At 59.4% G+C, this 12,832-nt stretch carries 14 protein-coding genes; 4 read left to right on the top strand and 10 right to left on the bottom strand.

Translation table 11 applies throughout. The features are described from left to right. Nucleotides 1-44: 44 nt before the first annotated feature. From folK to dacB, 9 genes are all read right to left on the bottom strand, one after another. Entirely contained in the window at nt 45-569 is a 525-nt protein-coding gene (gene folK / locus CVS29_RS08035; protein WP_110105814.1) for a 2-amino-4-hydroxy-6-hydroxymethyldihydropteridine diphosphokinase, read from the bottom strand. Further along, on the bottom strand, nt 566-973 hold the full coding sequence (gene folB, locus CVS29_RS08030; RefSeq protein ID WP_110105813.1) for a dihydroneopterin aldolase: 408 nt from the start codon (nt 971-973) through the stop codon (nt 566-568). Before folB ends, folK begins: the two co-directional genes overlap by 4 nt. Then, the gene (gene folP, locus CVS29_RS08025) at nt 970-1,923 is read right to left on the bottom strand and encodes a dihydropteroate synthase (RefSeq protein ID WP_110105812.1); all 954 of its coding nucleotides are present in this window, start codon (nt 1,921-1,923) and stop codon (nt 970-972) included. Before folP ends, folB begins: the two co-directional genes overlap by 4 nt. Before the next feature lie 11 nt (nt 1,924-1,934). Further along, on the bottom strand, nt 1,935-2,522 hold the full coding sequence (folE, locus tag CVS29_RS08020; protein WP_308467752.1) for a GTP cyclohydrolase I FolE: 588 nt from the start codon (nt 2,520-2,522) through the stop codon (nt 1,935-1,937). Nucleotides 2,523-2,541: 19 nt separating this feature from the next. After that, nucleotides 2,542-4,617 (bottom strand): ATP-dependent zinc metalloprotease FtsH, encoded by a 2,076-nt coding sequence (gene ftsH, locus CVS29_RS08015; protein WP_110105811.1) that lies wholly within the window; start codon nt 4,615-4,617, stop codon nt 2,542-2,544. A 399-nt stretch (nt 4,618-5,016) separates the two neighbouring features. Then, on the bottom strand, nt 5,017-5,568 hold the full coding sequence (hpt, locus tag CVS29_RS08010) for a hypoxanthine phosphoribosyltransferase (protein ID WP_110105810.1): 552 nt from the start codon (nt 5,566-5,568) through the stop codon (nt 5,017-5,019). A gap of 64 nt (nt 5,569-5,632) precedes the next feature. Then, on the bottom strand, nt 5,633-6,715 hold the full coding sequence (gene tilS, locus CVS29_RS08005) for a tRNA lysidine(34) synthetase TilS (protein ID WP_179442499.1): 1,083 nt from the start codon (nt 6,713-6,715) through the stop codon (nt 5,633-5,635). After that, the gene (locus CVS29_RS08000; protein ID WP_110105809.1) at nt 6,715-7,863 is read right to left on the bottom strand and encodes a zinc-dependent metalloprotease; all 1,149 of its coding nucleotides are present in this window, start codon (nt 7,861-7,863) and stop codon (nt 6,715-6,717) included. Before CVS29_RS08000 ends, tilS begins: the two co-directional genes overlap by 1 nt. 147 nt (nt 7,864-8,010) lie before the next feature. Next, entirely contained in the window at nt 8,011-9,414 is a 1,404-nt protein-coding gene (dacB, locus tag CVS29_RS07995) for a D-alanyl-D-alanine carboxypeptidase/D-alanyl-D-alanine endopeptidase (RefSeq protein WP_110105808.1), read from the bottom strand. A gap of 183 nt (nt 9,415-9,597) precedes the next feature. On the opposite strand from dacB, the gene CVS29_RS07990 reads away from it, so the two are divergent. Further along, nucleotides 9,598-10,086: an inorganic diphosphatase gene (locus CVS29_RS07990; RefSeq protein WP_110105807.1), complete on the top strand. Its 489-nt coding sequence runs from the start codon at nt 9,598-9,600 to the stop codon at nt 10,084-10,086. Between the two features lie 90 nt (nt 10,087-10,176). On the opposite strand, the gene CVS29_RS18425 is transcribed toward CVS29_RS07990, so the two are convergent. Next, nucleotides 10,177-10,317: a hypothetical protein gene (locus tag CVS29_RS18425; RefSeq protein WP_170120935.1), complete on the bottom strand. Its 141-nt coding sequence runs from the start codon at nt 10,315-10,317 to the stop codon at nt 10,177-10,179. Nucleotides 10,318-10,344: 27 nt separating this feature from the next. Here CVS29_RS18425 and CVS29_RS07985 point away from each other — a divergent pair, with 27 nt between their 5' ends. From CVS29_RS07985 to CVS29_RS07975, 3 genes are read left to right on the top strand one after another with little or no spacing between them, the layout of a single operon-like run. Next, complete coding sequence (locus CVS29_RS07985; protein ID WP_110105806.1) at nt 10,345-11,331, top strand: WXG100 family type VII secretion target; 987 nt, start codon at nt 10,345-10,347, stop codon at nt 11,329-11,331. After that, complete coding sequence (locus CVS29_RS07980; protein WP_110105805.1) at nt 11,328-12,110, top strand: hypothetical protein; 783 nt, start codon at nt 11,328-11,330, stop codon at nt 12,108-12,110. The genes CVS29_RS07985 and CVS29_RS07980 overlap by 4 nt, the downstream gene beginning before the upstream one ends. Next, complete coding sequence (locus CVS29_RS07975) at nt 12,110-12,634, top strand: RDD family protein (RefSeq protein ID WP_110105804.1); 525 nt, start codon at nt 12,110-12,112, stop codon at nt 12,632-12,634. Before CVS29_RS07980 ends, CVS29_RS07975 begins: the two co-directional genes overlap by 1 nt. Nucleotides 12,635-12,832: the final 198 nt, after the last annotated feature.

Raw genomic sequence — 12,832 nt, 5'->3', positions numbered from 1 at the left:
ACTGGTTTTTGGGCCGTTGGGAATTCGTAGCCTTAGGGAAACTGCTAAGGTGCCAGTGCTGCGGGTTCATCTGGCACATGGAAAATCCCTGCCATGTCAGGAGCGGACTGGGCCAGTTGCGCCACAGATTCGCCCACTAGGGTGGCGTTGGGGTCCATGAGTGACCAGGGGTAGAGCACAAACGCTCTTTCGCCCGCACGCGGGTGCGGCAGCGTCAGCACCGGGTCTGAGCTTTGCTCGTCCCCGTAAATGATGATGTCAACGTCTAGAGTGCGGGCGCCCCAACGCACCTCACGGGTGCGGTGATGAAGGCTTTCCACAGCCTGGCAGTGTGCCAAAAGTTCCCGGGAGGTCAGCGTTGTCTCCACGGCAATAACCATGTTCAGGAAGTCCGGCTGCCCGGCCGGCCCGCCAACAGGCTTCGTGGACACCACGGGAGAAACGTTTTGCAGCCGCACTTCGGGGCGGTCCACAAGATCACCCACGGCGCTTTGCAAAGTACCTTCGCGTTCACCGAGGTTGCTGCCAAGAGCCAAAATGGCCCGGGTCAGCACACGGGTGGCGCTCATGAGCTCTCCACGGCCGTGGTGGCGGGCTGCACCGATTCACGGGTACGGAAAACAGTGATGCTGACATCCCCAAACGGCACCTGGATGGGGGCCTTGGGCTTGTGAACTGTCACTTCAACAGCCTGAACCACGGGAAAGTCAGCCAAAATCTTCTCGGCCAAGCACACACTCAGCGTTTCAATCAGGTCAAAGGCCTCACCTGTCACTACAGCCACGATGGCTTCTGCCACGGCGCCATAATCTGCCGTCTTGGACAAGTCATCCGTGGCAGCGGCCGCACCCACATCCATGTGCAGGACGGCGTCGGTGATGAACGGTTGCCCGTCCCTTTTCTCATGCTCAAAAACACCGTGGTACCCAATGGCCGTAACTCTCGTCAAGCGGATCGTGTCAAGCACGCTCACTGTGCTGCACCGGCGGCTGCAAGACGCTCTTCACGCCTTTTCTTCCCCTGCAGGAGCCGTGCGGCTACCTTTGCAGCGTCAAGGCTGGCGCCGACGTCGTGCACCCTAACGCCCCAGATGCCCTGCGTACCGGCCAAGGCCGTAGTGGCTGAGGTGGCGTCGTCGCGTTCTTTCGGGGCAGCGGCCTTGCCCGCACTGGTCAAGAGCGATCCAAGGAATCGCTTCCGTGAGGTACCCACCAGCACCTTGTTGCCCAACGCCGTCACCCGGTCAAGGTTTGCCAGCAGTTCCCAATTTTGTTCGGCATTTTTGGAGAAGCCGATGCCCGGGTCCAGGATCAGATTTTCTGCCTTGACTCCGGCGGCGTAGAAACGCTCACGAATCTCGCCGAGTTCGGCCACCACATCTTGCACAACATCCGTGTACTGCGTAAGTGAATCCATGTGGCGTGAGTCACCACGGCTGTGCATCAAAACGTACGGGACTTGGCGTTCGGCGATCAGCGAGATCATGTCCTCACGCACGTTGGTGCCAGAGACATCGTTGATCATCCCTGCCCCGGCATCCAGTGCCAGCGCTGCAGTAGAGGCGTGGCGGGTATCCACACTCACCAGTGCACCGGCCTTGGCCAAGGTGCCAATAACATGCAAGATGCGCTCCTGCTCCTGGGCCGCTGAGACTTCCACCGCACCGGGGCGCGTGGATTCACCGCCCACGTCGATGATGTCCGCTCCCCCATAAAACATGCGCAGCCCATGGGCGATCGCGGTCTCGGTGGAGTCATAGTCACCGCCGTCGCTGAAGGAGTCCGGGGTGCAGTTCAAGATCCCCATCACTACGGCACGGTCTTTGGGCAGAGCGGCAAAAGTTGCCAGCGACTTACGGGCCCGCAGAACGGGCAGGGGCGATGTGGCCGGGCCCGTCCCGGGCGCAGCAGCAAGGGAATCCATGGTGTTTAGTGTTACCTTCCGAGAATCAGGGACATGGCTTCAGCCCGGGTTGCGGGTTCGTGAAGCAAGCCGCGGACAGCGCTTGTGACTGTCTTGGCCCCTGGTTTACGCACGCCACGCATGGACATGCACATATGTTCACATTCAATGACGACAATGGCGCCACGAGGTTTAAGATGCTCAATCAGGGCATCCGCGATCTGGCTGGTGAGGCGTTCTTGCACCTGTGGACGCTTGGCATAAATATCCACCAAACGCGCCAGCTTGCTCAATCCCGTCACTCGCCCGTCCGACGACGGGATGTAACCTACGTGGGCGCTGCCATGGAACGGCACCAGATGGTGCTCACAGGTTGAATAGAACGGGATGTCCTTGACCAGCACCATTTCCTCGTGGGAGATGTCAAAGGTGACGCCCAAAACAGCTGCGGGGTCCTGGTGTATGCCGGCAAAAACTTCACCGTAAGCCTTGGCAACACGTTTGGGTGTTTCCAGCAGACCGCTACGCTCCGGATCTTCACCAATGGCCAGAAGAATTTCCCGCACAGCAGCCTCAATGCGCGGCAAGTCCACCTTGTATTCATCCTCGTATTCAGTCACGGATGCGATCTTACCGGGATTAGGGCTGGCCTGGGAGCTGAGGGACGTCACCCTTGCCCAGATCGATGCCAGGAGAGTTACCGGGTGCGTCGAGTTCTCCACTGAGCTGTGCCTTGGCGATCTGATCCTCAGGGGAGAGCGTTTCAGGGTTCGGCTCACCCGCGGCTGCGGCTTCGCGGCGTTCCTTTTCAGTGATGACAGGGGGCAGGTCCGAGACCGGGCGGGATTCTTTAGACAGCCAGACCCGACGCTGGGCGGGCTTGCGCAGATCAATGAAGATCTTTGCAATCTCGGCCTGGTTCAGCGTTTCACGTTCCAGCAGTTCCAGCGCCAACCGGTCCAAGATGTCACGGTTCATGATCAAAGCCTCGTACGCGTCATCGTGAGCCTGGTCGATGAGCTTGCGGACTTCCTCGTCAACCATGGAAGCAACCGCTTCGGAGTAGTCCCTGTCATGGCCTGCCGAACCACCCAAGAACGGTTCGCCGGCCGCCGTACCCAACTTAACGGCACCAATGCGCTCGCTCATGCCGTACTGCGTGACCATGGCGCGCGCGGTTCCGGTGGCCTTTTCAATATCATTTGATGCACCAGTGGACGGATCGTGGAAAACGATCTCCTCAGCGACACGGCCACCCATGGCGTAGGCCATCTGGTCCAGCAGTTCATTGCGGGTGATTGAGTACTTGTCATCCTCCGGAACCACCATGGTGTAACCCAGGGCGCGGCCGCGCGGAAGAATGGTGATCTTTGTGACCGGAGCCGTGTTGTGCATGGCTGCGGCAACCAACGCGTGTCCACCCTCGTGGTACGCGGTGATCTTGCGCTCCAGTTCCTTCATGACGCGGGTGCGCTTCTGCGGGCCTGCCATGACGCGGTCAATTGACTCGTCCAGGGCCCTGTCATCGATCAGCTGGGCGTTGGAGCGGGCTGTCAACAGGGCAGCCTCGTTGAGCACATTGGCCAGATCGGCACCCGTGTAACCGGGAGTCTTCTTAGCAACGGCGTTCAGGTCAACACCGGGAGCCATGGGCTTGCCCTTGGCGTGCACCCGCAGGATCTGTTCGCGGCCCAAACGGTCCGGAGCCTCCACGGGGATTTGACGGTCAAAACGGCCCGGACGCAGCAACGCGGGGTCCAGGACGTCGGGACGGTTGGTCGCGGCGATCAAGATGACGTTGGTTTTGACGTCAAAGCCGTCCATTTCCACCAGCAGCTGGTTGAGGGTCTGCTCGCGTTCATCATTACCGCCACCAATGCCGGCACCACGGTGACGGCCAACGGCGTCGATCTCGTCAACAAAGATGATGGCCGGGGAGTTAGCCTTGGCCTGCTCAAAGAGGTCGCGGACTCGGGAAGCACCCACACCAACGAACATTTCAACAAAGTCAGACCCTGAAATGGAGTAGAACGGCACATTGGCTTCGCCTGCAACGGCGCGGGCCAGCAGGGTCTTGCCGGTACCGGGAGGGCCGTACAGCAGCACGCCCTTGGGAATCTTGGCACCCACAGCGGTGAACTTGTCGGGGTTTTGCAAAAAGTCCTTGATCTCGTGGAGTTCCTCAACGGCTTCATCAGCACCGGCAACATCATTGAAGGTCACCTGCGGGTGGTCCTTGGTGAGCAGCTTGGCCTTGGACTTGCCGAACTGCATGACCTTGTTCCCGCCGCCTTGCATGCGGGAGAACAGGAACCAGAAGATCAAACCGATCAGGACGAACGGGATGAGGAGGGAGAAGATGCTCGACCAAAAGTTATTGGACGCAGGCTGGTCATCAAACTTCGCCAGCTTGGCGTTATCAATGACCTCCGGCAGGGTGGTTGCGCGGTAGTTGCCGTAGAAGAACTGGACGTTTTTGCCCTGGTCCTTGCCGTCGGCATTGACATAGTTGTCCTTGAGGATCATGTCCACTCGGCCTTCGGAACCAAAGATCTTAGCCGAGGCAACCTTGTCATTTTTGAGCAGGCTCAGGCCATCTGAAGTTCCAATGCGGCTTTGGCTTGTGCCGGTCAACGTAAATAGGCCGGCTCCAATGAGCACAACAACCACAATGATCCAGATAAATGGACCCTTGAAGAGTTTTTTGACTTTCATGTGTTCGAGGCCAGGCCTCGTCCCTTCCGCTCAACCAATTCATACTCGTACAGGACGCTACCGGCACGTCCCCGACTAATAGCTTTACACCGTTCGTCTTGCTACACGCACAGGATCGCCCTTTAGTTCCCTGAGGGCATAACGAATTCGGCAATTCTGCAATTGTTGCTCGCTCCAGGATCGCTTATTGACTCTCGAGGAGTAAAAGCCACTATCTGAGTATGCCGCCCTGAGCTTATGCGCCTGGTTGACTGCTGCCATGGCACAGCCTTCACAATGACGCCGCTGCAGGTGCTTCGCGTGCTCATCATTAGAGCGGCAGGGCCCGTCACGGCGCGACAACGCTTAAAAGGTTGCGCGCCCGCTTCCATAGAGGGAACGGGCGCGCCACAGTGCACTTTATTCGTAAATGTGCGGTGAGAGGGTGCCGATGAAGTCCAGGTTGCGGTACTTTTCAGCAAAGTCCAGACCGTAACCCACAACAAATTCATTGGGGATCTCGTAACCCACATACTTGACGTCAATCTCAACCTTGGCAGCGGCAGGCTTGCGCAGCAGGGTGCAGATTTCCACCGAAGCCGGTCCGCGCGACATCAGGTTGGCGCGCAGCCATGACAGAGTCAGACCCGAGTCAATGATGTCTTCAACAATGAGCACATGCTTGCCCATGAGGTCGGTTTCCAGGTCCTTCAGGATCCGGACAACGCCGGAGGACTGGGTGCCGGAACCGTAGGAGGAAACAGCCATCCAGTCCATGGTGACGTGGCTGTGCAGGGCGCGGGACAGATCAGCCATGATCATGACAGCGCCCTTGAGAACTCCCACCAACAGGACATCACGGCCCTGGTAATCGGCATCAATCTGCGCGGCCAGTTCGGTTACGCGTGTTTGGATTTGTTCTTTGGTAAAAAGAACGTGCTTGAGATCGGCTTGGACGTCTTGTGAATCCACCCATGACTCCTGTTTGTGAAGGATTGGTACTGGTTTTTAGGCTGTTTCTTGGTGCGTGTTGCGCTCAACTGCTGCGCTTAAGAACAAGCTTCCCATAGCTGGCGCCTTCGTGGGGAACACTGTGCTTGCGGGAAATTCGCCAGGCACTGACTTTTCCGGCCAGTTGCACCGGTCCGGCCGATCCGCTCCGGGCTAACAGTGTTTCGGCGGCAGCCAGCCGTTCAAGGCTGGGCTGCACCCCTCCAAGTTCGACGGCGGCCAGCGCCAACACTCTCATCCGTAGGGCCGCAGGCAGTCCCCTGAGGCCGTTCTCGCTCAGTGCAATCTGTGGGAATTCCGTGCCTGATTCGGTGCTGCGTTGCGCCAACGTGACAAATTCCGCTTCGGCAAGTTCATCAAGGAAGTCAGCGTCGTAACCCAAAATCGTAGCCGAGCGTGCCAGCGACGCCGCCACACCAGGGCCAAGTTCGGCACCGAGGAACGGGAGCACCGTGTTGCGTACGCGGACTCGCAGATAGGCGGGGTCTTGGTTGGCGGGGTCGTGCCACGGGGTCAGGCCCAGGGCCTGACATATGGCCAATGTCTCATCGCGACGCAACCCTAAAAAGGGGCGGACATACATGCCGCGGCGTTCACGCATGCCGGCCAGGGAGCGGGTTCCGGAGCCACGGGCCAGCCCCAGCAAAACGGATTCCGCCTGATCATCCAGGGTGTGACCCAAAAGTACCTGATCGGCGCCCAGCTGGTGTGCTGTCGCCTCAAGTGCCCCAAAACGGGCAGCGCGAGCAGCTGCTTCCGGGCCCGCGCCGTCGTGCTCTAGGTCCACGGTCCGCACCACAACCGGGTCCAGGCCAAGCCCGCGCAACTGCCCGGCGGTGGCTTGAGCAACCTCGGCACTGCCTTCTTGCATCTGGTGGTCAACCACCACGGCCCCCACCCGCACCTCGCCACGCGTGGCAAAAAACGCACACACGGCGGCCAGCGCCAGAGAGTCGGGGCCGCCGCTACAGCCCACCAGGATCAGTGGCGGATTCTGGACTGGGCGGTTCTTACCGGTGGTTTTCAACCCGAGCAGGCCGCCCACCATGGCCCGGGCCTTGCCCACGGTCGGATCGAGCCGGCCTCGGGAGGTGCCCTGCGCCGTCATTAGAGCCCCATCCGTTCAACCCAGAGGCGGGCGTTGTGAATTTCTTCCTCCGTGGGCAGATTTTCCACTTGGGTCCACACGTTATTGAATCCCTCCATGCCGACAACGCCAACGGCGTCGCGAACAAATTTGGCACCATCGCTGTACTGACGCATTTTGGCGTCTAGGCCCATCAGATTGCGGATGAACTTTTCAATCACACCGCGGTCCTTGCTGCGGCTGTTGAAACGCTGGCGAATGGTGCGAACTGTGGGGACAATACTTTGGTCAACACCGTCCATGACCACGTTGGCGTGCCCTTCCAACAAGCTCATGACCGCGGTTAAATGCGAGAGTGCCGCCTTTTGATCAGGGTTCTGGATCAGGTCAAGGACACTGCCGCGGTGAGCTTCACCAGCGGGAGCCGCCGCCTTCTCCTTCTTGCTGCCCAGTGATTTGGCAGATTCCAGAAGGCGCTCACCAAAGTTCTCGGAGTCACCCACCAACAGAGCCCCGAGCTTCTCAATCTCACCGAGCATGTGGTGGCGCAGCCACGGCGCAGCAGCGAATTGGACCCGGTGGGTCTGCTCGTGCAGGCAGACCCAGAGCCTGAAATCGGCAGGGTCAACTTTCATCTCACGCTCAACCGTGATGATGTTTGGCGCCACCAGCAAAAGCCGCCCACCCGAGGCCTGCTGTTTGGGCGAGGCGGAGGGCGCCAACGCGGCAAAGGGATCGTACTGGCCCAAAACTTTGCTGGAAAGGAACGCCAGAGCGCCACCCAACTGGGCACCCGTAACAGTGGCGCTCAGTGCGGATCCGCCGGTGTTGCCCGCCTTGGACGATTCGGCTGCCTTGGCAGCGAGTGCGCGTAGTACGGGGTCCATCATGACTTCAAAGCTCTGAGTATTAGCCTTGGCCCAAGAGGCCCTATCGACTATGAGAACCTCAGAATCACGCAGATCCCTTGCCGCTTCGAGCTGGGAGATTTCATGGACGTAGGGCACCGAGCGTTCGGCCATCAGGCGCATATTTTCCACGGCTGCGGATATTTCCGAGCCCGATAAGGCCGGCCCGGCAGGCGCCAAATTGGCAGCTGTTCTGGCCGCGAGGCCCCAATTGACCATAGTGGGAGGTGGTGTGGCTGCGTCATTGCTGTGCGGGCTCATGAATCCATCAGATCACAATTCCCTGACAAGGCGCTGGCCACTGACAGCTGCGCTAGGTCCGTGCACTACGTCCGTGGCCGCGGGAGCACCTGGGTGCGGTTAGCCGTGGGTCAGGTTAGCCGTGGGTCAGGTTAGCCGTGGGTCAGGTTAGCTCTGGGCCAGGATGGTGGCGGCGTCATCAACTACGGGACGGGCGGCGCCCGCGCCGCCGCTCAAACCATTGCCCAGTATGGAGAAGGCCAACAACCGGCCGTGGGAGTTGATGACGTAACCGGACAGGGCGGTCACTTCATTGAGTGAGCCCGTCTTGGCCCGCACCAAACCTGCGCCAGCCAGATCAGGCGCCGTGACAAAGCGCTGCGATAGTGAGCCGCTCAGCCCGGCAATGGGCAGCCCGGGCAGGGCTTGGCCAATGTCAGAGGAAGGGTCCGCCAGCATAAGCAATATCAGTGCCACCAAACGCTCGGAACTGATCAAGTTGCCAACTCCAAGGCCACAGTTGTCAGTGGTGAGAACACCGTCCATGGACAGCCCCAGCGCTTCCGCCACTTGGCGAACAGCTGCCACGGAGCCCGCGTTGCTGGCTGCGCTGCCCAACTTCACGGCCACCATCCGGCCCAGGGCTTCCGCCACATAGTTATCAGATTCAGAAAGCATGTACTGGACTTGCTCGGCAACAGTGGCTGAGTCCACGCTGGCTAGTACAGCACCGGCCCCAGCCCCGGTGGTGCGGGAAATTAAATCCGTGGTGGCTACGCCGGCGTCTGCGAGCGCATCGGAGAACGTCTGTGCCGCCGTCATGGCAGAATCCTGGGGCCGCGGTCCGCTGAGCACACCAGGTTCGTAGCGCCCGGCGTTCAGCGCAAGCGGGAAAATAGGGGCAATTTCACCGGCCTCAACGTCCCCTTCCGTCCACTGGGGATTCAGCGCGGCGCCCGTAAACAAGGTGTCATCCACCTTGAGGGTAACCGGGCCCTTGACCCCCGCGGCGGCGAGGGCTGTGGCGGTTTCGGCCGCCAAGTCGGCCAGCCCGGCATGCCCTAGGGCGGCTTCCGGATCGCCTTCCCCGGCGCCAAGCATGGTGTCTCCGCCGCCGCGCAACACAATGTCATTGGCCGTGGCCCCGGCCAGGACTTGGGTAGGCAAACGGGTGCCGGGGCCTAGCGTGTCCAGGGCTGCCGCCGCTGTCAACAATTTCAAGTTCGACGCCGGTGTCCGCGCTACCTGCCCATCCTGGGAGAACAGCGCCTTCCCGGAAGAAACATCGCTGACATACATGCTGAAGGTGCCCGCGCCGTCGTACTTCAGGGCCTGGCTCAACTCGGCTGAGAGTTTGGCCGTGTCAGGCAGTGGAGCCTCGGCGGAGAGGGGTGAAATTCCGCTCAGCGTGCTGATACTGGTGGGTGCCAGCTGGGCGGCGGGTACAACGGCCACCGCGGCCGGATCTTGAGGAAGGAAGGCAGGGAGCAGATTCAGTCCCACCGGCACCGTAACGGCGGCCAATGCACAAATGAGCAAGCCACTCGTCACAGCTTTTGACGTGCGTCCCATGAAATAGGCGGTTCCTTCACAGCAGGTGGCTTCGGCTCGCGGCCTCAGCAAAAGGGCAATATTGTGCCCAAAAAGAACGGGCGGGTTTTTAGCGCAACAAAAGCGCCTATATCCTCATACTAGACTCAAATCCTGTGCCGGGCTGGGTTCGCCCGCACACACAACATCATGAGGAGCATAACGATGAAGCACGACGTCACCATCGAGATCCCCCGCGGATCACGCGTCAAGTACGAAGTTGACCACGAGACCGGCCGCGTGCGCCTGGACCGCGTGTTGTTCACCTCCATGGCGTACCCCACGCACTACGGCTTCTTCGATGACACCCTCGGCGAAGACGGCGATCCTCTGGACGCCCTAGTGCTGTTGCAGGACTTTGACCTGCACCCAGGCGTTGTGGTGGATGCCCGCCCCATCGCCGTATTCAACATGACGGACGAGTCCGGTGGAGACGCCAAGGTTCTCTGTGTTGTTGATGACAAGCGCTTTGATCACATTCAGGAACTTTCCGATGTGGACGAATTCCTGATCAAGGAAATCGAGCATTTCTTCACCCGGTACAAGGACCTGGAGCCCGGCAAGTGGGTCAAGGCTGAAGGCTGGGCCGACCGCGCCGCCGCAGAAGCCGAGCTGACCGCCTCCATCAAGCGCTACAAAGACACACAGCACTAATTCTCCGCTGCTGGCCAAGCACCGAGACTGACACACGCCGACGGCGTGCCATAGCGTCCAGGGAGGTTGAAATTTCGACCGCCGTGGCCACTATGGCACGCCGTCGGTTCTTTCTTTTAAGTTCACCCCTGCTGCCATGGACAGTTCTGCCCATGGCAGCACCTCTGAGCTGTCAATAGACTGGCCATTGTTCAATTCCTCTTCTTCTTGAGCTTCCATAAAGGAGCTCACAGGATTCACAGTCTCGAAAGGACAGCCATGGACGGTTTTATTGGCGCTGACATTGCTGACCTTCGGGACTTCGCCAAGACCATGGACAAGGCCTCCCATGCCCTGTCACAGCAAGCACAACTGCTCTCCAACGTGGTGAACCAGTCCCGCGGATGGAAAGGGCCAGACGCCGACCGTTTCCGGCAAACATGGAACTCGTCGCACCGCCCAACCCTTGCTGCCACGTCCCGCACGTTGGCGGAAGTTTCCACCATGCTGCGCAAGAATGCTCAGGAACAGGAAACGGCAAGTTCGGCCGCCAGCATTGATGGCACTGGGGAAAGTTGTGTTGCTCCGGCACCTCAGGACAATGGTTGGAACCCACAGAACACTCTGATCGATTGGGGTAAGGCGCTCGTTGGCGGACTCTCAAAGGGCAAAGATGCGCTCACTTACCTCAAAGACTGGAAGGGCCTACTGTCAAGCAAAACGATTTTCGACCTCAAGGGGAAACTACCCAACTTCGCTCAGTTTGGGGACGACTTCAAAAATGCTCTTGGCGTCTTCACCAAGGCTGATGGAATATTCGGCAAGATCGGCACCGGGCTCAAGGCCTTCGGTCGGTTCGCGGGCGTGGCCGCCGCACCCTTTGCCATTGGGGGCGGCATCCACGACATGTTCTGGCCCGACCACGACGGCGGACGGGGAGTCATGGACCGTATCTCCGGCGGAATGAGCGTGGTGGCCGGAGGCGGAAGCCTCCTCATGGCCGTGGGTCTGCTCAGCAACCCTGTGGGCATTGGAATTGTTGTAGGTGCTGGAGTTATCGCTGCCGGGTGGGCCGTTGGTAACTTGATTGCCGACACTAAATGGGGCCAAGCCATGGGGCGAGGGATCGCAAACGCCGCTGGTAATGTCTTTGATGGGGCCAAAAAGGCCGTTGGCGGCGTAGTTGAAGGTGCCAATAATGTTGTGAACGGGGCGAAGAATTTCTTCTCGAATCCCGTTAAGAGCCTTGGAGGATTGTTCGCATGACCACCGAGAAAACCATTGAATGGACCCAACGGGACATCCAGTGCGCAGAGTCCGTGCTCGCGAATTCAACCGGCGAGGGCTTCAGCCTGCCCATGTTGACCGACGAAGAAATAGTGGCACTTGACGGGCTGGAACGCTCTCAAGCCGTGGCCCTGCCCTGGCTTGACCTGCACACCGAGCAAAGGGAGCTCGCCTGTAATGTGGCGCTACGCTCCCTCTTGTCTAAAGGATTGGCTTTCCCGCTCATAGGGGAAGGGGAGACAGCACCATCCGGGCTTGGTGCAGCGGATGAAATCACCGGTATTTTAACTCTTCGGCGGTTGGGCGAACGTGTTGTTACAGCGGAGCTGACCAAAGACGGGGACCGTGTATGGATGTACGGCTATGTGCACGCGGACCAGGTACTTGAAGAAGTCGTGGACAGTGCCGGATCACACACTTTCACAGTTGTCAGTCGCCTCGAGTTCCCCGATCGTCTCATGACCTTGGCCAATGCCGCCGAAGTTGATTGCGCTGATGGCGACCCCCTGTCATTTACGGCAGAAAGGTTCGCGCAAGTTGCTGAAGCCACATTAAAAGACACCCGGGGCGTGACAACCATTTCGGCCATCAGCCTGGATCCGGACACTTTCAGGCACTACACCATCTACACCCAGGGTGATCAGCTCCATGGCATGAGCGCCAGCGAGGACAACGGTATGGCAATGCTGAATCTGGCAACAATCTCCCGGGCCACTGGTGTGGGAGCAATTCGTGAAGTTGTGGAGGCGGGCCTGTAGTGTCTTTTCTTCCTCCGCATCAGTCCAACAACCATGCCCCTGTGCCTGTTGGCTCATGGAATCCCAAAAGAACAGCTCAATTCGGCAATGGCACGTGGGGGGTCCGCGCCAGTGATGGGAAACTCATTGGCGCATGGGCCTTGGATTTTGCCGTGGTCATGGTGTTGACTCTCATAGTGGCCCTAGCCATGGGAAAAAATGGCGCGGCCACAGCAATCGTTGCTGGAGTTGGCACCTGGATTGCCAGCTCTTGGATATATGGCTTCTTGTGCCTGCGCGGCCACACTCTGGGCACTTTGGCTGGGGGCACCCAGCTTGTAAAACTCCGTGACGGAAGTGCACCGGGGTTCTGGCGGAGCGGTTGGCTCATGTTCCTGCGCACAGTACTTTTCCCCGGCTGGCTGATAGTGATTCTCTTTGCCATCCTTGGCGCAGGAGACCCAAACGTGGCTTCCAAAAGCACTTATCACGCCAGCATCGACAAGCAGCAAACGCGGGCATTGCAAGCTGCGATGAGACCCTGATCCAACCCTTTGTATTGACTTGAAGATGCTACAAGTCAGGACTTGAGGCACCTGCCCCGCCGCACCGGCGGTTGGCCTGGGACAAGGGGATTCCTCACCATGAGCACCACAGCCAATCCGCTCGGAGCCAAAGCTCACCAGCAACCTGATCCCCACCCTGATCTTGCTGGGCAGTTTTCTGGTGCCGTTTTGTGTGGT

Origin of the sequence: Arthrobacter psychrochitiniphilus (assembly GCF_003185915.1) — a bacterium.
Classification (GTDB): Bacteria; Actinomycetota; Actinomycetes; order Actinomycetales; family Micrococcaceae; genus Specibacter; species Specibacter psychrochitiniphilus.
This window is presented reverse-complemented; position numbering and strand designations above follow the sequence as displayed.

Bases quoted from the DNA above. Each gene is read 5' to 3' on its own strand.
- CVS29_RS07985 (WP_110105806.1), top strand. From the start codon at position 10,345: ATGGACGGTTTTATTGGCGCTGACATTGCTGACCTTCGGGACTTCGCC.
- CVS29_RS08000 (WP_110105809.1), bottom strand. From the start codon at position 7,863: ATGAGCCCGCACAGCAATGACGCAGCCACACCACCTCCCACTATGGTC.
- dacB (WP_110105808.1), bottom strand. From the start codon at position 9,414: ATGGGACGCACGTCAAAAGCTGTGACGAGTGGCTTGCTCATTTGTGCA.
- tilS (WP_179442499.1), bottom strand. From the start codon at position 6,715: ATGACGGCGCAGGGCACCTCCCGAGGCCGGCTCGATCCGACCGTGGGC.
- folK (WP_110105814.1), bottom strand. From the start codon at position 569: ATGAGCGCCACCCGTGTGCTGACCCGGGCCATTTTGGCTCTTGGCAGC.
- CVS29_RS07980 (WP_110105805.1), top strand. From the start codon at position 11,328: ATGACCACCGAGAAAACCATTGAATGGACCCAACGGGACATCCAGTGC.
- CVS29_RS07990 (WP_110105807.1), top strand. From the start codon at position 9,598: ATGAAGCACGACGTCACCATCGAGATCCCCCGCGGATCACGCGTCAAG.
- ftsH (WP_110105811.1), bottom strand. From the start codon at position 4,617: ATGAAAGTCAAAAAACTCTTCAAGGGTCCATTTATCTGGATCATTGTG.
- folP (WP_110105812.1), bottom strand. From the start codon at position 1,923: ATGGATTCCCTTGCTGCTGCGCCCGGGACGGGCCCGGCCACATCGCCC.